25 protein-coding genes are annotated in these 19298 nt (G+C 34.5%); 18 read left to right on the top strand and 7 right to left on the bottom strand.

Annotated elements, in window-relative coordinates; genetic code table 11:
• Positions 1–2 precede the first annotated feature (2 nt).
• From MKO96_RS06210 to MKO96_RS06175, 8 genes are all read left to right on the top strand, one after another.
• The gene (locus MKO96_RS06210; protein ID WP_080349757.1) at positions 3–776 is read left to right on the top strand and encodes a flagellar basal-body rod protein FlgG; all 774 of its coding nucleotides are present in this window, start codon (positions 3–5) and stop codon (positions 774–776) included.
• A 167-nt stretch (positions 777–943) separates the two neighbouring features.
• Positions 944–2242, top strand: a complete 1299-nt coding sequence (locus MKO96_RS06205; protein ID WP_240587026.1) for an NtaA/DmoA family FMN-dependent monooxygenase — start codon at positions 944–946, stop codon at positions 2240–2242.
• 177 nt (positions 2243–2419) lie between these two features.
• Entirely contained in the window at positions 2420–3256 is an 837-nt protein-coding gene (locus MKO96_RS06200) for a TrmB family transcriptional regulator (protein WP_048561250.1), read from the top strand.
• Entirely contained in the window at positions 3249–3974 is a 726-nt protein-coding gene (locus MKO96_RS06195) for an AzlC family ABC transporter permease (RefSeq protein WP_240587025.1), read from the top strand. The genes MKO96_RS06200 and MKO96_RS06195 overlap by 8 nt, the downstream gene beginning before the upstream one ends.
• Complete coding sequence (locus MKO96_RS06190; protein ID WP_000425949.1) at positions 3965–4276, top strand: AzlD domain-containing protein; 312 nt, start codon at positions 3965–3967, stop codon at positions 4274–4276. The genes MKO96_RS06195 and MKO96_RS06190 overlap by 10 nt, the downstream gene beginning before the upstream one ends.
• Before the next feature lie 62 nt (positions 4277–4338).
• A complete protein-coding gene (locus tag MKO96_RS06185) occupies positions 4339–4509 on the top strand; it encodes a DUF3951 domain-containing protein (protein ID WP_048561248.1) in 171 nt (56 codons plus the stop codon).
• Positions 4510–4596: 87 nt separating this feature from the next.
• Positions 4597–5181 carry a TetR/AcrR family transcriptional regulator gene (locus tag MKO96_RS06180; protein ID WP_240587024.1) on the top strand — a complete coding sequence of 195 codons (585 nt, stop codon included), beginning with the start codon at positions 4597–4599 and terminating at the stop codon, positions 5179–5181.
• A complete protein-coding gene (locus MKO96_RS06175) occupies positions 5174–5572 on the top strand; it encodes a DUF5367 family protein (RefSeq protein WP_240587023.1) in 399 nt (132 codons plus the stop codon). Before MKO96_RS06180 ends, MKO96_RS06175 begins: the two co-directional genes overlap by 8 nt.
• Positions 5573–5599: 27 nt before the next feature.
• On the opposite strand, the gene MKO96_RS06170 is transcribed toward MKO96_RS06175, so the two are convergent.
• The 5 genes from MKO96_RS06170 to MKO96_RS06150 all read right to left on the bottom strand — a co-directional run bounded on the left by MKO96_RS06170 (position 5600) and on the right by MKO96_RS06150 (position 8547).
• The gene (locus tag MKO96_RS06170; protein WP_240587022.1) at positions 5600–5959 is read right to left on the bottom strand and encodes a hypothetical protein; all 360 of its coding nucleotides are present in this window, start codon (positions 5957–5959) and stop codon (positions 5600–5602) included.
• 11 nt (positions 5960–5970) lie between these two features.
• Complete coding sequence (locus MKO96_RS06165; RefSeq protein WP_240587021.1) at positions 5971–6564, bottom strand: dienelactone hydrolase family protein; 594 nt, start codon at positions 6562–6564, stop codon at positions 5971–5973.
• 2 nt (positions 6565–6566) lie between these two features.
• Positions 6567–6902, bottom strand: a complete 336-nt coding sequence (locus MKO96_RS06160; protein ID WP_087980073.1) for an antibiotic biosynthesis monooxygenase family protein — start codon at positions 6900–6902, stop codon at positions 6567–6569.
• A 184-nt stretch (positions 6903–7086) separates the two neighbouring features.
• Complete coding sequence (locus MKO96_RS06155) at positions 7087–7266, bottom strand: H-type small acid-soluble spore protein (protein ID WP_001025736.1); 180 nt, start codon at positions 7264–7266, stop codon at positions 7087–7089.
• A gap of 66 nt (positions 7267–7332) precedes the next feature.
• Positions 7333–8547 (bottom strand): helix-turn-helix domain-containing protein, encoded by a 1215-nt coding sequence (locus tag MKO96_RS06150; RefSeq protein WP_240587020.1) that lies wholly within the window; start codon positions 8545–8547, stop codon positions 7333–7335.
• 118 nt (positions 8548–8665) lie between these two features.
• Between MKO96_RS06150 and MKO96_RS06145 the strand changes: the two genes are divergently transcribed.
• Both MKO96_RS06145 and MKO96_RS06140 read left to right on the top strand, forming a co-directional pair.
• Positions 8666–9934 (top strand): MFS transporter, encoded by a 1269-nt coding sequence (locus tag MKO96_RS06145; RefSeq protein ID WP_240587019.1) that lies wholly within the window; start codon positions 8666–8668, stop codon positions 9932–9934.
• A gap of 126 nt (positions 9935–10060) precedes the next feature.
• Positions 10061–10585, top strand: a complete 525-nt coding sequence (locus tag MKO96_RS06140) for a COG3014 family protein (protein ID WP_000736447.1) — start codon at positions 10061–10063, stop codon at positions 10583–10585.
• A 40-nt stretch (positions 10586–10625) separates the two neighbouring features.
• Here the strand turns inward: MKO96_RS06140 and MKO96_RS06135 are convergent, their stop codons facing one another.
• On the bottom strand, positions 10626–11519 hold the full coding sequence (locus tag MKO96_RS06135; protein ID WP_087980077.1) for a LysR family transcriptional regulator: 894 nt from the start codon (positions 11517–11519) through the stop codon (positions 10626–10628).
• Between the two features lie 162 nt (positions 11520–11681).
• Between MKO96_RS06135 and MKO96_RS06130 the strand changes: the two genes are divergently transcribed.
• Genes MKO96_RS06130 through MKO96_RS06110 form a run of 5 tightly spaced genes read left to right on the top strand, consistent with a single transcriptional unit; the run spans position 11682 to position 17473 of the window.
• Positions 11682–12674, top strand: a complete 993-nt coding sequence (locus MKO96_RS06130) for an ABC transporter ATP-binding protein (protein ID WP_240587018.1) — start codon at positions 11682–11684, stop codon at positions 12672–12674.
• The gene (locus tag MKO96_RS06125) at positions 12652–13677 is read left to right on the top strand and encodes an ABC transporter substrate-binding protein (protein ID WP_240587017.1); all 1026 of its coding nucleotides are present in this window, start codon (positions 12652–12654) and stop codon (positions 13675–13677) included. Before MKO96_RS06130 ends, MKO96_RS06125 begins: the two co-directional genes overlap by 23 nt.
• A gap of 12 nt (positions 13678–13689) precedes the next feature.
• The gene (locus tag MKO96_RS06120) at positions 13690–15360 is read left to right on the top strand and encodes an ABC transporter permease (protein ID WP_240587016.1); all 1671 of its coding nucleotides are present in this window, start codon (positions 13690–13692) and stop codon (positions 15358–15360) included.
• Positions 15357–16619 carry an MBL fold metallo-hydrolase gene (locus MKO96_RS06115; protein WP_240587015.1) on the top strand — a complete coding sequence of 421 codons (1263 nt, stop codon included), beginning with the start codon at positions 15357–15359 and terminating at the stop codon, positions 16617–16619. Before MKO96_RS06120 ends, MKO96_RS06115 begins: the two co-directional genes overlap by 4 nt.
• A 20-nt stretch (positions 16620–16639) precedes the next feature.
• Complete coding sequence (locus tag MKO96_RS06110; protein ID WP_240587014.1) at positions 16640–17473, top strand: hypothetical protein; 834 nt, start codon at positions 16640–16642, stop codon at positions 17471–17473.
• 52 nt (positions 17474–17525) lie between these two features.
• Here the strand turns inward: MKO96_RS06110 and MKO96_RS06105 are convergent, their stop codons facing one another.
• Positions 17526–17948 (bottom strand): YfmQ family protein, encoded by a 423-nt coding sequence (locus tag MKO96_RS06105; protein WP_075310251.1) that lies wholly within the window; start codon positions 17946–17948, stop codon positions 17526–17528.
• 131 nt (positions 17949–18079) lie between these two features.
• Here MKO96_RS06105 and MKO96_RS06100 point away from each other — a divergent pair, with 131 nt between their 5' ends.
• From MKO96_RS06100 to MKO96_RS06090, 3 genes are all read left to right on the top strand, one after another.
• Positions 18080–18196: a hypothetical protein gene (locus tag MKO96_RS06100; RefSeq protein ID WP_002018064.1), complete on the top strand. Its 117-nt coding sequence runs from the start codon at positions 18080–18082 to the stop codon at positions 18194–18196.
• A gap of 65 nt (positions 18197–18261) precedes the next feature.
• Entirely contained in the window at positions 18262–18423 is a 162-nt protein-coding gene (locus MKO96_RS06095) for a hypothetical protein (protein ID WP_000109008.1), read from the top strand.
• A gap of 160 nt (positions 18424–18583) precedes the next feature.
• On the top strand, positions 18584–19219 hold the full coding sequence (locus MKO96_RS06090; RefSeq protein WP_088048474.1) for a cupin domain-containing protein: 636 nt from the start codon (positions 18584–18586) through the stop codon (positions 19217–19219).
• Positions 19220–19298: the final 79 nt, after the last annotated feature.

The raw sequence follows: 19298 nt of genomic DNA, 5'->3' as shown, positions 1-19298 counted from the left end.
TTATGAACGGTCTTTATATAGGTTCTATGGGTATGATGAATTACATGCAGCGTATTAATGTTCATTCGAATAACGTTGCAAATGCTCAAACGACAGGATTTAAAGCAGAAAATATGACTTCTAAAGTGTTTGATGTACAAGACACATATCGCCGCGGAGATGGGGCTGTGACAAATATCGGTTCGACTGATTACGCTGTAGTACCAGCCGCAACGCATGTGAACTTAGTACAAGGAAATATACAAATGACAAATAGTGATACAGATTTCTTTTTAGATGATGGAACTGCTGGCACAGCTTCGTTTTTCGTTACATCTAAAAATAATGAAACGTTTTTAACGAGAGACGGTGGTTTTACATTAAATAGTGATCGTTACCTGCAAACAACTTCAGGCGCTTTCGTAATGGGAGAGAATAATGAACGTATTCGTATTCCAGAAGGAGCAAAAGTAGCTGTACAAGCAGACGGTACGTTATATGATGCAGTAACACAAAATAATATTGCCCGCCTGCAAACAAAAACAGTAGGTGCAGAAGCGAATAATCGTCTCGTACAGAGAGAGAACAAAAGCTTTACACTAGCAGAAGGAAACATTGCTGATTTACCGAACGGAGCAGGGACAGTAAAAAATCATATGCTAGAAAATTCAAATGTAGATATGACGAAAGAGATGGCTGATCTTATGACGGATCAAAAAATGATTTCAGCGTCACAACGTGTTATGACTTCATTTGATAAAATTTATGAAAAAGAAGCGAATGAAATATTGAGATAAGAGATTTCCCATAGCGGAAGTCTTTTTTTATTATTGCTTTTATTACAGTTACATCATAAAATGATAATGATTATCAATATCATTTTATGTTTTTTCATAAGAATGGAATTTCATAATGACAGCAACATTGCTTAACTAGGTAAATTAAAAACAAGGGGATGGTGTGTATGTCTACAAAAAAACAACTGTGCATTGGTTTATGTTTAATTTCTAGAAAGAAAGAGCAAGAAAGTGAGTTTAATTCGGGAATTGAAGAGCAAGTAGAGTTAGCGAAACGAGCAGAAAAATCGAAGTTAGATTTTGTTTTTAAAGCAGATTATTTAGTGGCGCACCCAGATTTAATTGCTCGTAATAAGGGAAATGTCATTTTAGATCCGACGTTACTATTTACTGCTATTGCTTATGCAACAGAAAAAATTGGAGTCGTTACGACTGCTTCAACTTCGTTTTATCCACCATATATATTAGCGAGGCAATTACAATCTTTACACTGGATTAGTAACGGCCGAGTAGGGTGGAATATTGTTACATCCATTGACGGTGCTGAAAACTTTGGTGAGGAAGGAATGCCACCATCTGAGGAACGATACGCAAAAGCAGCAGAATGTACAGCGTTAGTAAGAAAACTTTGGAGGAGCCACCCTTATGAAGTTTTGAAGGTAGATAACGCTGACGTAATTAGAGATATTGTACAGCCAATCGAGCATTGTGGTGAGTATTTTGAAGTGAAAGGTCCACTTAATATTCCGCAGCATATTTCAGGGGAAATGCCATTATTTCAAGCAGGTGCTTCAGAGTCAGGCCGGAATTTTGCTGCTTCTGTTGCGGATGCAATTTTTGCTGCAACGCCAGATGTAGAGTCAGGAATGGAACTGCGTCAAGATTTAAGAAGAAGAGCCGAACAGCATGGCCGAAAGCAAGAGGATATACGCGTATTACCTGGATTATATTTCTTTATAGGTGATACATATGAAGAAGCATTAGAAATGCATAGGCAAGCTCATCAACATCTCACAAAAGAAAAGAGATATGCGTTACTTGAAATGGTTCTCGGACTAGATGCTAGAGGAATTCCACTAGAAAGTAAGATTACGGAAGAGATGCTGCCAAGTCGGGATCAAACTGTTCGCAGTAAAACACACGCTGAATTATTACGGAACTACATTATTAAAAATGAACCAACACTTGAACAAATACTAGAACGACCAGAAGTTGTTGGATCGGCTCATTGGGTTGCGGTTGGTACAGCGCAAGACGTTGCGAAACAAATTATGGATAGATTTGAGGCAGGAGCGTTAGATGGATTTATTGCTATTCCAGGAGGACCGCCAAAGTCACTAGATCTATTCTTTAGTGAAGTTATTCCTTTATTCGTGAAGGCCGGTGTATTTAGAGAAGAGTATAAGAGTTCTACTTTACGTGAACATCTGGGGGAGAACTTATCAAATGCTTTGCAGTTAAAATAAGTAGAATAGTATGTAGAAAAAGCCTTTCATAAGAAGGCTTTTTATTTTTAGTTTAAATTTCAGAATTATCAATTGACTTTATGAGTCTGTTTTTTTATATTAGTAGGTATAGTAATAACTACTAATATCCATGCAGCGTTTTGAAGTGAAAGTTATATAGATTGTGAGGGGTTATCGATGGATGAAATTATAAAGGAATTACAAAAGTTAGGTTTTTCCCAGTACGAATGTAAAGCGTATATTGGCCTACTAAAACATTCCCCAGTAACTGGGTATGAAGTGAGTAAACAAACAGGGGTACCTCGTTCGATGATTTATGAAGTGCTCGGTAAATTAATGGATAAAGGAGCGGTGCATATCGTTCCGTCAGAACCTGTGAAATATGTACCAGTACCAGCTACCGAATTAATGAATCGAATGCGAAAAGATTTTGAGAAGTCCTTTGAATTTTTAGACGAGAAATTAAATTGTTTAGAGCAAGAGCGACAAATAGATGTAATTTCGCATATTCGTTCAAATGATCGTGTATTAAAAGAAATATGCAATATAATTAGTAGAGCAAAGGAAGAGTTATGGATTTCTGTATGGGAAGATCAAGTGCATGAAATTGAGCCATATATTCGTCAAAAGGAAGAGGAAGGTGTACATATATTTTCAATCTTATTTGGCGCTCCCAATACAAAAATAGGCGCGACGTTTCACCATAATTATATGACGCCCCACGTTGTTGAAAAGAGAATGGGTGGTCATTTAACTGTTATTGCTCGTGATGGAGAGGAAGTATTAATTGCGAACTTCTCAAATGATAGCACGTCATGGGCCGTTACAACGTATGACCCAGCTTTAGTTCTCGTTGCTACAGAGTATGTGCGGCACGATATTATGGTTGAAGAAATCACGAAGGAATTTGGAGCTGATAAGTTAGATACGTTATGGCGTGAAAATATAGATTTAGTTCATGTCGTAACAGGAAAACGGACTATGGAAGGAATGGAGGATGATACGGATGAGTAAAGCTCAGGCACATGTAGCTTTGCAGAGCGATGATACATTTCAGCAAGGCGTAAAAGATTGTTTACCAACTGTATTTGGTTATTTGAGCATCGGCATAGCAGCTGGTGTAATTGCAAAAACAGCAGGTTTTTCCATCATTGAAATTGCGTTTATGTCCACTTTAATTTATGCAGGTTCTGCCCAATTTATATTAGCCGGTATGTATGCAGCCGGTGCTCCTGCTTCAGCAATTATCTTCACTGTATTTTTTGTTAATTTACGCCATTTATTAATGAGTGCAGCGCTTGCGCCGTATTTTACGAAAATTCCTCTATTTAAAAACTTAATCATCGGTTCGCAAATTACAGATGAAACTTTCGGCGTTGCAGTGCAGCATGCAGCGCAAAAAGGATATGTAGGTGACAGGTGGATGATGGGGTTAAATGTCACAGCATATTTAAATTGGATTCTTGCTACTATTATTGGCGGGCTGTTTGGTGAATGGATACCAGATCCGCATAGGTACGGGATGGATTATGCATTACCAGCGATGTTTATCGGATTATTTGTACTTCAGCTCATCAGTAGTAAACCGAAACTAGCAATTCATCTTACTGTTGCAATTGTAGCGATTATAATCGCATACGTTTCACACTTATTTATGCCAGATAGTATAGCGGTTATTATCGCCACATTACTAGCTGCGACGATTGGAGTTGTGATTGAAAAATGGAAATGAGATTAGACGTACTATTACTTTTACTAGCAGCTGGAGCTGTGACACTCGTGCCACGTATTTTACCTCTACTCGTATTTAGCAAACTACAAATTCCAGACTGGGGTTTAAAATGGTTAAATTACATACCAATTGCGATATTAGCATCACTTTTAGCACAAGTACTATTTATGCATGAGACGATGCAGTGGGATTATCTTATCGCAGCAATCCCAACATTTCTTGTTGCGATATATACTCGTAGTTTATTAGGTACAGTATTAACGGGAGTGATTGTGATAATTTTGTTACGTTTCTTTTTCTAAAAAGGATTACGCTCATATAATAGCGAAAGGTGTAATAACATGAAAGATATAGGGGTGGTGTTATGATACTTTTAACGATAGGAGCAATTTTGTTAACGTTGTTTATTTTATTTATTATCGGCTTCGTCACGTTTATGATGTTTGTTGATAAGGCGACACCTCAAATATATTATACACCTTGTGAATCAGTGACAGTGAAAACTAAAGGTAAACATAGAAGGAAGAAAAGTTGAATGTTGGCTTTTCTTTCTTTTATTTTATCTGATTTTTCTGTATAATTTAAGTTAGTTATCCAACTAACTTAAAAGGAGATTGTAGAAGTGGCAAAACCGAATGTTGTTAATAAAGAGAAGTTACTAGAAGCAGCAAAAGCAATTATTGCAGAGAACGGGATGGAAAAGTTGACATTAAAAGCAGTTGCAGAAAGTGCTCAAGTTACACAAGGTACCGTATATTATCATTTTAAAACGAAGGATCAATTATTACTTGAAGTAACTGAATCGTTTTGTAAAGCGTCATGGGGACAAATAGGAAAGGATGTACAGTTAGAGAAGGCTTTACAGTCTGCGGAAAGTAGATGTGTGAAAGATTCAGTGTATCATCATTTGTTCTTTCAATTAGTAGCTAGTGGATTACAAAATGATGCGATGAAAGATAAAATTGGTGGATTGTTACATTATGAAAATCAAAAATTAAAAGGAGTGTTAAATAAAAAAATAGGAGATACAATGACATCTCAAATTTCAACTGAAACATTGAGTGTTTTATGTAATGCATTAATTGACGGGTTGGCATTGCAAGCATTATTCAATCCATCTTTTTCTACAGACAAAGTATATGGTGATTTATATATGCTCTTGGAAAAGTTTACAGTGCTACAAAAGGGAGGTAATGTCAGTGAATAATAGATTTTGGCTCACTATTTTATTTTCGATTGGTATATGGTTTTTTGCCTCAGCATTCTTCATTATTTTCGGTTCTTCCGTTTTATTAGAATACACTTCAAGTAGATTTTTTCTACAATTGACGTTTCTTGAATTAGGAACAGCTATAGCCTTATACTTTGTAATGTGGTTATACAAAAAAATAGATACTACGAAATATGCAGTTATTAAGTTAGGTATATGCGGTACAGCAATCGGTTTAATTTTAGATACTTACATCTTATATAATTCTTCTAATCTATTCTCACAATTCTCCTCACAGCAAATCATATCATTTACCATTTGGATGGTTATTGCGTATGCATTATATTTAACAATCCCTTTCATCATGGAACGAAAAAAATTGTTGTAAAGAGGTATGTTATCCTCTTTACAACAATTACATCCCCGAAAGAACTAACAACAATAACCCAAATAAAAAACTAATAAAGGAAAGAAAACCAATACATATTGAGAACACACGATTGTTTCTCCATTCGCGCCAGAAAACGATACATCCTAAAATACAAAGAAAAAACCAAATGGGCAGGAATATGAACTCGCTAACTTTCTCGGGAAGTAAACCATAAAAAGTTGTTACATATAAGATCCAATTTGTAAAAAATAAAATGCAAACGATAATAGATTGTAAGTGGGGGCGTTTGAAAAGCTCCCCTTTTTTTATAGTTATAAAAATGCTAGTTAGCGCAAATATAAAGGCGATGAATATGAAACTAAGTAAGAGTAATGTAAGCGTCATTTGAATCTCCTTTATAAGATTGTTCTTACAAGAAATGAATCTATTACATTGTATGCCTGTTTTGTAGAGTTCTCGCTATATTTTTCAGTGTACGGATTTAGAAATCCATGTTCACCGTGTAGTTGTTGTATTTCTAGTAAAGGAATGTTTTGTTGTTGCAATGTTTGAATTAAAGAGGATACTGAAAAACTAGCTTCTTTTTCAGGGAAAATAAGTAGGGTAGCACATGTTGGTTTCATACGAATATAGTCACGTATACGGGAACCGTAACATCCGATAATAAAATCTATTTTCGGATTGTTACTGCATAGCCATGAGATGGTAGCACCAACACTAAAGCCAATCAGTCCAATATGTGTGTAACTATTAGAAAGACAAGTAATGAATTCTTCAATTTGCTTTTTTCCATCCTCAAATCCAATATGATTCATAAAAAAATGATATGCTTTTTCTTCATCACTATAATGAAATGCATGTTGCGATTGTAGAAGATTAGGACAGAATACATCTATATGAGATGAAGTAAAGTGTTGGGTAACGTGATGCATATGGTCGTTTACACCATATATTTCATGAACAGCAACGAGAGCTAATTTTGTCTTCATCGTTACAATGTACCTCTATGAAACTTAAAGTCTTTCTCAACAAGGCAGATGCGCAGGTGGAAGTTTTCATACCATTGCTCGCGGCCTCTTTTTTTCGCTTCTTTATGTAAGGCGTTTTGTTTCCAATTTTCAATTGCCTCAAGTGATTCCCAATAAGAAATTGTAATTCCGAGTCCTGAATGATCTCGTGCACTTTCCACACCTAAAAATCCAGGTTGCTGCTTTGCAAGTTCCTCCATTTTGTCGGCAACGCTACTATAATCTGTCGTATCATTTGATAAATTAGAAGTAAATATAACTGCATAATAAGACTTGTTTTTTTCTAAATTAGATGCCATTATTTTTCCCCCTTAATGTATAGTGTGAATAATTAATCCATAGTTTGTATTTTAGCAGGTCATAAAAAGAAAAGAAGTAGAAAATTCTTATTTTTTCAGCTCCTGTAAAATAGAAGATAGAAGAAATTTATAATAAGTAATCTAAAGGAAGAAAAATGCCACTTCAAAATCGAAGTGGCATTTTTTATATTTCCTCTAAGCTATTAACTGGAACAGTTAATTCGCGTTTTGGATTTGTTACTTCATATATGCGGGCGGTTTCGTTGCTTTCATCGACGTGTTGAATCATAACAGGCATGCCTTGAAAACTGACATTGGCTTCTTCAGAGGACTCGGAAAGCTCTTTTGCGCGTTGTATATTCATTTATATTCCTCCCATCATTATTATCTTTGCAAAAAAGGAGGAATAATATACCATTTCGAGACATTTTTAAAGTTTTTGTATTATTTGTAATGTTTCTTTAATAAATGAAGAGAAGATGGAATCAGGATAGCCATCTATCGCTTGAACTGCTTCTTTTGCTTCTTTCAAGGCAGATTTTTTATCTTGAAGTTCTATATAGCAAAGAGCACGATAAGATCCAGCTGTTAATAACCACGATTGATCAAGTGGATGACTCATATAATCTGGTATGGTAGCATGTTTTAATGTTTCCAAAGCGTCCTTATAACGTTTTAAGCCATACAAAGATTTTCCTTTTTCAAGATAATGCAGTCCATCGTCTTGAAAAATTGGTACATCTTTTAGTTTTTCTCGGAATTGTTCTAGATGTTCCAATGCGATTGTATAGTCATTCGTAACAGTGTTATAGTAATAAGCTTTTAATATATGTATATTTGCAGCTGATAAAGTATCTTCTGTAAAAATGGCAAATTGCTCAGATTTTTTTATGTAATATAAATATCGTTCTTTATCAGTTGTAATGATTTTTTGATAAGATAAAATACGATAAAATTCATCTGTTTTATAATACACTTGATGTTTTTTTGAAAATGCAAGTGCATCTAAAATGACTTTTTCACATTTCTCATAATTACCATATGCGAGTAAAATAATTGCTTCTTTTAAATATAATTGTATATGTGTAATAAGATCCATTTCTAAATTCTTCGTTTTATATTCATTGCGAATTTTGGTAATCAACTGTAAACATTCTTTATATTTTTTCCGTTTGTAGAGCATATAGTAAAACAGTAGTTTCGTTTCAGTGCTTTCTCGATATAAAGTATATTTTTCAAATATAGAAACAGCGGTTTCAACGTAAGATTCAATATTATAATCGTTCATAATAGCTGCTCCTGTTAGGAACTGTTTATATAAACGAGCTGTATTTAGAGTGGAAGGTAACTCTTTTTGAACGATAGGTAGTAAAGTCCCATATACTTCATCACATTTATTTTCCTTTATTAGTTGCTCCATTTTTGTAATGAGTTCTACAATTTCATCATCGTCTTCCTCTAATAAAAAGCTCGTTTCACATTCAAGTTTTTCAGCAATATATTGTAATGTTTTCATGGAAGGTGTAGCTTTTCCATTTTCAATTTGACTAAGCATACTTTTTGTCAGTTCCGAACCTGCCAGCTCTGTTTGTGTAAGTTTTTTTTTTTTTCGTAATGCTTTAATTTTTTCGCCGAGAGTTGCCATATTATTGCTCCTTTATCATTAAAAAGTTAAATTGTATTTAACTTTTTGTTGTAAAAATTGGAAAGTTGATTATATAATAAGTTTAACACAATTTAACTTTTAAGGGGAGAAAGTCATTATGGGAGATATAAGTATAGGAGAAAATGATTCAAGAATGAAAGTTGCAACGAGAAATATTATTTTGATGATGATTGGAAAGATGACGTCTTTATTAGGGGCAGGTATTTATACATTCGCAATGGGGTTATACGTATTAAAGACAACTGGTTCAGGGATGGGGTTTGCTATTACGCTCGTTTGCGGATCACTACCAAGGATGATCTGTGGTCCGATTGCAGGTGCTGTAGCTGATCGTGTGAATCGAAAATGGCTTGTCATTGGCACTGATTTATTAAGTAGTTTAACGATGCTTATTATGTTTATTCTTGCTACTATATTTGGACCATCCCTTCTTTTTATTTATGTTTCAGCAGCATTGTTATCAATTTGTGCAAGTTTTTATTCTGTTGCATTAACTTCGTCTATTCCTAATTTAGTAGATGAGGGGCGTATTCAGAAAGCGAGTGCTTTAAATCAAACGGCGGCTTCTTTATCAAATATATTAGGGCCGATTATTGGCGGAGTTGTATTTGGTTTCTTTTCCATTAAGTCGTTCTTTTTGTTAAATAGTATTACGTTCTTTTTAGCAGTGATTGTGCAATTATTTATTGTATTTGATTTATACAAAAAAGAAGTGGCTGAGAGTAAAGAGCGTTTCTTGACGAGTATAAAAGAAGGATTTTCATATGTAAAACGACAGCATGAAATATATGGTTTAATGAAAATAGCATTGTGGGTAAACTTTTTTGCGTGTGGGCTAACCGTAGCACTTCCATATATTATCGTCCATACATTGCATCTATCTTCAAAGCAACTCGGTACTGTAGAGGGAATGTTAGCAGTCGGGATGCTAATGGGTGCGATTGCTTTATCGGTGCGTAAAGAAGTGAATAATCCGTTTCGTTCTATTTATACTGGGCTGTTTTTGTTTACGGGTTTAAGTTTATGTACAGTCTTCCCATTGGTAGTTACCATTTCAAAAGGGGCAAGTTTTATTTACTATATTGCTTTTATGATGTTAACGGGTATAGCAATTATGATTGTAAATATACCGATGCAAGTACATATGCAAAAAACGACAGATCCGAGCTACTTAGGGCGTGTGTTTGGCCTACTTGAAACAATTGCTACTGCAATCGCACCACTCGGTATGATTGTATATGGATTATTATTAGATATGTTGCCAACTAGCATTGTTATGATGACGATAGGCGGAGGTTTATTGTTAGTTGTATTAGTTGGAGTAAAGCAACATATGGCGAAAAAACAAGTAGATGTATCGGCTTAAAAATAAGAAAATAATAAAAATTTGACTTATCATTATAAAAATGACCAAATTAGTATTTTAGTTTTTGAAACTCTTTTTCATGTATGTTACAGTATAGTGAGCAGGCAAAGAAAAGGAGAAAACATCATGAAAAAATTAAGTTTTGTTATGCTTTTTCTATTAGTCGTAATGGCTGGATGCAGTAATTATGACACGTATATTGAAACAGGTATGCAATCATTGAAAAATGAAAAATATAGTGATGCAATTATGTGGTTTGAAAAAGCGGAAAAAGAGAAAACAGGAAATGAAGCGAAAGCATATAAAGAAGTCGCTCAGTTATTGGATCGTGGTGCGACAGCATTAAAAGATGGTAAGTATTTAGAAACGAAAGATATTGCAAATGAAGTGCTACAAAAGAAAAAAGACGATGCACTTGAAAAAGCTGTAACATCAAATGCAGAGGATATGCTTCAAAAAGCAAAAGATGTGGAAAAGAAAGTAAATGAAAGAGTGGCAAAACGGAGAAAAGTAGAAGAAGAAGGAATCGATAAACTCATTAAAGCTGTCGACAGTATAGATGATGTAAAAGAAAAAGAGAAGAAAGTGTCAGAAGCATTAGATAAGGCTGAAGAGGCACAAGAAAAAATTGAAGCAAAGAAAAATAAATAGAGTAATAGTTTAAAAGGCTGTCGTGTATAACGACAGCCTTTTAATTTTTTGTTGCATAAGAAGTGATGCTATGTAGTAAAAAAGAAATAATTTTAGAATTCCACCTGTCCTCATGATGAATCGTATAAATGTTACGTTGAAATTCAAATCCAGGGATGGGTATGTAGCATAGTTCATTTCGGTGTACCTCTTGTTCAATAGCGAGTTTAGAAATAAAAGCAACTCCATTACCATATTTTAAAATTTGTTTCATCGTTTCTAATGAATCTAATTCAATTTCAGATTGGAACGTAATGTTATGTTCTAACATCCATTGCGTAAGTAAATCTCTCGTTGTAGATGGGTTACGGTGCAATAGTATACGTTCTTTTTCGATATCTTGTAATGATACATTTTCTTTTTTTGAAAAATGATGTTCTTTGGAGAAAGCAAGAACAAGTGTATCAGGTATTATTTTTGTTTCTTTTAAAAGTGATTCATCAAAAGGTGCCGCAGAAATTACCCCGAGATCAATTTCATGATTTTGTAGCATTACTCGAATTTCAGGAGCTGTTTTTACCATAATTGTTATTTTTATATTTGGGAATTCGCATTGAAATTGGTGAATAATTTCTGGTAAAAGATAAGTCGCTGGTACATAACTAGCGCCAATTGTTATAGCACCTTTATGAAAATCTTTAAACTCTTGCGTGACCCGCCTAGCTTCTTTCATAAGTGCATCTATTTTACAAGCATAATGATGCAGTGCCTCACCAGCCTCTGTTAAGAAATATCTTCCAGAACGTAATTCAAATAAAGGCACACCGAGTTCCTCTTCTAAGCTTTTTATATGGAATGTAATAGTAGGTTGTTTAACACCAAGTTTTTCTGCAACTATCGTAAGTTTTTTATATTTCTTAATAAGCACTACAATTTCTAATTTTAAGAGATTCATTATGAGTTGCCTCCTTTTTTATTTTAACTATAGAAAAAATCTATAGAAATAAATAGTTTATTAGAAGTTTTTTAATTTAATCTTTACAGTACATTAACATTCAGTATAAATCTTCCAGATAGAATGAAAGCAGGTTAAGAGTGAGGGGAAAGAGGTGAAACGATGGATATTAAAATTTATGGATTAGAAAAGAAGTTTGGAAAAACACAGGCGTTAAAACCGTTACAAATTGTCATGAAACAAGGTGAATTCACTACACTTTTAGGACCTTCGGGATGCGGAAAAACGACTTTACTTAGAATGATCGCAGGACTTGAAGAGCCAGATAAAGGTGAAATATATTTTGGAGATAAGTGCATGTATTCTGGTGCGAAAAAAATAAAAACATCTCCCCATGAACGTAATATCGGTATGGTATTTCAAGATTTTGCTTTATGGCCACATATGACTGTATTTGAAAATGTTGCATTTGGTTTAAGGGCTACAAAGCAAACGAATCAATTACGGGAAAAAGTAGAAGATGCAATAAAGCGAGTTCGCCTGCAAGGGATGGAGAAAAGATATCCGCATGAACTCTCTGGCGGACAGCAGCAACGCGTCGCATTTGCTAGAGCGATTGTAACAAAACCGCATTTTATTTTGTTTGATGAACCGCTGAGTGCACTCGATGCAATTTTGCGAGAAGAAATGCGATTAGAGCTTATGGATATCGTTCATTCGATCGGTTTAACGGCCTTGTATGTCACGCACGATCAAACAGAAGCAATGTCAATGTCAGATCAAATTATTGTCATGAAACAAGGAGAAGTATTACAAAAAGGAACACCAGAAGACATCTATGTGAAGCCATCTCATGAATTTGTTGCAAAATTTGTTGGTAAGGCAAATTGGCTTGTAGAGGGTAAACAAATGGTTCGTCCAGAGCATGTGAGCTGGACGAAAAATGAAGTGTGCGAAATGTATACAGGTGAAATTCAGCACGTTACATATGTAGGAGAACGTTATGAAGTGAAAGTAAATATGGGGACACTCGGTGTATGGACAGCTTATCACAATAGTAAGCTAAGCATCGGGAAACCGGTATCGTTATATGTACCAAAAAAATGTATTCATCATATAGGGGGAGAATCGTATGAAGAAATTCAGTTCGCTTAAATCTTTATTTGTATGTACGTTATTATTTTCTGCTGTAGTAACAGGGTGTAGTTCAAAGACAGGTAGTGCAGATGCCAAAAATAAAAATGCGAATGAAAAGAAAATTGTTGTATATAGTGCGGGGCCAAAAGGATTAGCAGAAAAAATACAAAGGGACTTTGAAAAGAAAACAGGTATAAAAGTAGAAATGTTTCAAGGAACAACAGGTAAGATTTTAGCGAGAATGGAAGCTGAAAAGAAAAATCCAGTCGTTGACGTAGTCGTACTTGCATCTTTACCAGCGATGGAAGGATTAAAAAAGGATGGGCAAACGTTAGCTTATAAAGAAGCGAAACAAGCTGATAAGCTTCGTTCTGAATGGTCAGATGATAAAGGACATTATTTTGGATATAGTGCTTCAGCATTAGGAATTGTGTATAACACAAAAAATGTGAAGACAGCGCCTGAAGATTGGAGCGATATAACAAAAGGGGAATGGAAAGGAAAAGCGAATCTTCCGGATCCAGCACTATCAGGTTCAGCATTAGACTTTGTGACAGGATATGTGAAAAAGAATGGAAAAGATGGATGGAATTTATTTGAACAGCTTAAGAAAAATGAAGTTACAGTTGCGGGGGCAAATCAAGAAGCGTTAGATCCAGTTGTAACCGGTGCAAAAGATGTGGTCATTGCGGGTGTTGATTATATGACGTACAGTGCAAAAGCAAAGGGCGAACCGGTTGATATTGTCTATCCAAAAAGCGGAACAGTTATTAGCCCACGTGCAGCAGGTATTATGAAGGATAGTAAAAATGTAGAGGGTGCAAAAGAGTTTATTGATTATTTAATATCAGATGATGTGCAAAAACAAGTTTCTAAAGCGTATTTATTACCAGGCAGAACAGATATAAAAGCTGAAAATAGACCAAATGTAGAAGAGATTCCAGTATTAAATATTGATTGGAAAACAGTTGAGAAAGAACAAGATGAAATAGGAAAACAATTTAAGAAAGTATTTCAATAAGATGGTGATTACATGGTAAATCGATTCGTATCAGTAAGACAAGTTGGAATGACGATAGCGTTATTACTTGTGGCGATGTTAATCGTCATTCCGCTTTTCCTCATTTTATTTTCTAGCGTATATGAAAATAGTAGTTGGAATTTTTTAAAGCCTTTTGAAGTGATGCAGAGTGGTGGATTAGCCGGTATTTTTCTAAACTCGATGCTTCTAGGTGTACTCGTAGTAATAGGAGCAACCGTATTTGCATTTCCATTGGCGTTTATTATGAGCAAAACAGATGTTGGAAAGTATAGTAAATTAGATATTATTTTTATGATTCCATTTATGACACCGCCATATATCGGATCGATGGGCTGGATTTTGTTCATGCAACCGAACGGCTATTTCGAACAGTTTTTCCCGATGCTAAAGACGATTTCATCTTCGTTTTTTAGTTTAGGAGGTATGGTTTTAATTATGAGTCTGCATTTATTCCCATTTCTTTACTTTATGTTGAAAAACACGTTACTTCAAATTGGAAGTAGTAAAGAAGAAGCGGCAGCAGTTCATGGTGGGAGCTTTTTCTATCGTTTACGAAAAATAATATTGCCGTTATTAGTATCAAGTTATGTAATGGGTGCTTTACTCATTTTCGTAAAGACGATTGCTGAATTTGGAACACCAGCTACATTCGGACGAAGAATAGGATTTCATGTGTTAACATCAGAGATTCATAAATTTATTTCGAGTTGGCCGATTGATTTTAGTAGTGCAACAGCATTATCTTCTTTATTACTTAGTGCGTGTATGCTCATTTGGTATATGCAAAATGTATTGAATCGAAAGTATTCATATGCAATGGTTAGTGGAAAAGGTGTGAAGTCTAAAAGGTATACTTTGTCTATATTTACACGCATTGTAGCATGGGGCTATGTAATTGGTTTATTAATCGTATCAATTGGAATCCCGTATTTTTCTATACTGATTGCTTCATTATCGAAATTAAGAGGCGGCGGCTTACATGTAAATAACTTTACAACGAGCCATTATGAAGCATTATTTACAATTGGATCTCCAGGATTAGAAGCTTTATGGAACAGTTTTCTTTTTTCACTTATAACAGCGATTATTGCTGCTACTATTGGAGTGTTTTTGGCGCTTATGATTCGAAAGGGGAAAAACTCCTCTGAAAAATGGCTTGATATGTGCGGTATGTTACCGAATATGGTACCAGGAATCGTGATGGTTGTAGGGCTTATTTTATTTTGGAATTCACCCTATATGCCCATGTCAATTTACAATACGCCGGTCATGGTTATCGTAACATACGTCGTTCTTTTTTTACCTTATACGGTGCAGTATGTAAAAGCATCGCTCGTGCAAATTGATGATTCTCTAGTACAGGCTGGAAGTATTTTTTTTGGAAATTATATTTATATTTTTAGAAAGATAATATTACCCCTTATTATCCCGGGCATTCTTGCTGGGTGGGCGATGACATTTACAATCTCGATAAGAGAGTTAGTAGCATCGCTTCTCGTACTACCTCCATCAGTAGAAACGTCAGCAACATTTATTTTTGCTCAATTTGAACAAGGAGAAGTATCTATTGGCATGGCAATGGCTGTCGTTTCAGTTGGACTTACAACAATATGTTTATTACTTCTGCAACATATGGAGCAAAAACGAAAAGGGGTAGCATGATGAGGATAGAAGTATGGGGAGGAGCGGGAGAATACGGTCGTTCCTGCTACTTCGTAAAAAATAAAGAGACAAAAATAGTATTTGATTGTGGTATTAATCGATCATATGAGGATAGTTATCCAAAAATAGATAGGGAAGTTGTACCGTTTTTAGATGCAGTATTTTTATCACATATTCATGAAGATCATACGATGGGCTTACCTTTATTAGCGAAGTATGGATATAAGAAAAAAATTTGGACGACTCGTTATACGAAGGAGCAACTTCCAGCTTATTTTAAAAAATGGAGAAGCTACAATCTTTCGCAAGGATGGAATGTACCTTATAACGACCAAAATGTTAAAGATTTAAATTATGTATATATTGATGAGATTTGCAATCCGAATGAATGGATACAGATTACACCTACATTACGGTTTCAATGGGGGTATAGTGGGCATGTATTGGGGGCTGTTTGGTTTTTAGTGGACATGAGTCATACATATGTATTTTATTCTGGCGATTATTCAGCAGAGTCTAACATACTACGAGCTAATTTACCTGAGAAGTTGCGCGGCGATATAAAAGTCGCAATCGTAGATGCCGCTTATCATACTGATGATGTTTCGCAACACGAACGAATAAACGAACTGTGTACAGAAATTGAACGAGTTGCGCAAAAGAAAGGAATAGCATTATTGCCATTGCCACCGCTTGGTAGGGCGCAAGATATCGTATTGTATTTATATGAAAAATATAAAGAACTTCCCATTATAGTAGATCAAGAAATTTTGGATGGATTCCAAGAGATGTTCGTATATAAAGATTGGATCAAAAATAATGAAGAACTTGAAGGGCTTATGGAGAGTTTAAAAAGAAACATAATCGTTATGGATCATGACTTTGGTACACAAAATAGTTATGGAATAGTTATAATGAGTGATGCGAATATGCAAACGAAACGAGCGCAGTTATATTATGAACAACTGCGATATGAAGAACGAAATGCCATTATATTTACTGGACATATTGCGAAAGGGAGTTTTGCAGATAAAGTTTTGAAAGAACGTGTAGGTAAAGAATGTAGGGTGAAGCGAGTTCCATATAAAGTTCACCAAAGTATAAGAGATGTGAAAGAGATGTTAAATACATTATTACCAGAACATACGGTGTTAGTACACGCTTTGAAAGAGGATACGGATCGATTACAGGAAAAGCTTAGCATAGCAGGGTATGAAAATGTGTATTCACTTACTATGGAGCGTATAGAAGTCATTTAAAATGTAAAGGAGATAGGTATATGAAAAAAGTATTTGTATTCGTAAGCATTTTCTTTTGTTGTTTCCTGTATAACGTTAAGGAAGGGTTTGCTGCCAGTCCGATGACACCTAGTTTTGAAGCGAAATTATTATTAAAACCAGAACAAGTATTAGGTTATAACAAAGAGATAAATCAAGAGGTACTAGAATATTTCAAGGCTGGTACAAATTATGAAAGAATACAAGTGCAATTTTTAGATACGGCAAATAAAAATTTAAGTAATGAAAGTTGGTTTGCGAGAATTCGAAAGAAAGAATTTAGTAAAGATTTTGAGCTAACATATAAAAAAAGATATCCGATTCAAAATGGTGTAATTCAAGATGCACTAGAAGTGGCTAAAAAGGATGGATTTGATAGTAAAACTGATAACTATGAGGCAGAAATAGATTGGGGATTTGAGAAGAAAACGTTAAGTATTTCAAATAAGAAAAGCTACAGTGCTAAAGGATATGGAGTACTTGATTTACCAAACGAACGAGCTGCTCAAAACATGTTAATAGAAAAATTGCCAGGGAAAATGAACAAATGGTTGTATACGAATTGGGGAGAAGAAATGCTCAAAAATGCTCGTATTTACGGTCCTGTATTGATGAAACGGTATACAGGGGAGTTTGAAAATATAAAAACGAATATTGAAGTTTGGCCACTAAGTAATACAGGGAAAATAGAAGATGATTTCGTAATAGAAGTATCGTTTAAAACAAATGAGGAAAGTATTGCAACAAAACAAAGAGAATTATTAATGAAGAGTTTAGAACAAAAAGGATGGTTGTTACCGAAAGATAGTTTGAAGACAGAGCTTATTTTTCAGTGAATAGTAAAAAGGAATCCATATTCCATGGATTCCTTTTTCTAATATATGAGTATTAAGCTAAATCAGCTGACACGAACATATCATTATTTTGAAGGTTTTTAGAACGTAAACTATAAGCAACTACCTTCTTTTTATGTTGCTTTACAACATCAACATGCTCTTCATGACTATAAATATAAAATGTAAAATCTTTTTTACCACGTTTTGCATTGATAATTAAAGGCGTGCCCTCATTGTGAGGTGGTGCATAATAGCGATCTAAAAATAAACCTTCGTTAAAATCATGAATAATTTTGGATTTTTGTTCGCCTTCTAAGTTATTTCCATTGATTGTAACAGTCGAATTCTCTTCTTCAAGTTGTGGATGTGTTTCGTACTTGCTAATAATGGATTCAATAACAGAGTTAGGAAGGCTAGAAACGATAATTTTAAATGCCCCAAATACAACTAACATAACAATAAACCAAGTCGTCATAGTATTTCATCCCCTTTATCCCACAGTAACGGTCCGTAAAAGCCTGGTTGGTGCGGGCTAATAATCAGTGTGGGATAGATACCCCGTACTGACTAAAATTTCACTTTATCCTATTTAACAATATAACTCATATGGTAATAGTACATATGGTGAAGTTTTGTATAATTTGTGAAAAATATGCCATTTTTATGAACGAAATATTAGAAAAATCAATTTTGTTACAAAAAGTTGAAATCGAAGTATTTTAAATGAAAAAGGTTTATAATAAAAATATAACTACTAACAACATTACTAATTATAAGGAAGTGTAACTATGAGTACTGTAACAATCGTATATGGTATTATTCTTTCTACAATTATTGTTTTATTTATTGTCGGGGTATCGCGTTATATTCATAAATGGAAAGAAGGCGTTGCGAAATTAAATCACATTGAAGAAGAACTTAGTGATTTAATGTTACATCATGGTAAGTAAACGTTTATTTTTTAACTAAACAATGTGAAAAATATCACAAAACATGCTCTCATCATGAAGGCATGTTTTTTTGTTATGTGAATGATAGGCACATTCATACATTTTTTCCATACGATACAGTGTGAAAGTAGAAATGTTCGGAGTGGAAAAGAGGGATAAAATGAGTAGTTCAGGTTATGTTCCAGATAATAAAAATTTAAAGAAAAGTTCAGGAACCCCAAACCTTTTCTTTGATTCGAGAAAAAATGTCTTTTTTAAAAGGGATGATAAAAACGTTGCATATGAAGTTACGTCAACACAGTTACCAGCGATGATAGGAGGGGCGTTTGTTGATTTATTTATGACGAAAGGGCATATGAGGGAACCACATTGGCATCCGAATGCGTGGGAATTAGATGTTGTAGTATCAGGAGAAGCAGTTACATCCATTTTAAATCCGGAAACGAATCAATTGCAAAATTATCATGTGAAAGCGGGGCAAACTGTCTTTATTCCAATGGGATGGTGGCATTGGATTACAGCGATAACAGAAGAAGTACAATTACATTTGTTCTTCAATAACGATCAGTTTGAAACAGCAGAAGGATCAGACATACTTAGATTAACTCCGCCAGAAGTATTTCAAGCTGCATACGGTGTAAGTGCAGAAAAATTAGGAAAGGACCTTTCGCCAATTAAGGAGTCAGTTGTAATTGGTCCTCCTAACTCAAATCGATTAAATAGCGTTAAAGAAAGTGATGACTCAAATATAGTTGTTACGTTAAATGGACACATAACATCATGTGAAATAGAGTAGCTCTTTCTTTTTTAGGAAGAGTTACTCTATTTTGTATAAATTTGTAATTCGATTCGTTATAATGATTATATAGAAGGGA

Source organism: Bacillus sp. ES1-5 (assembly GCF_022487605.1).
GTDB lineage: Bacteria > Bacillota > Bacilli > Bacillales > Bacillaceae_G > Bacillus_A > Bacillus_A wiedmannii.
Note: the sequence above shows the minus strand (reverse complement) of the source record. Positions and strands in the feature narration are given on the sequence as shown.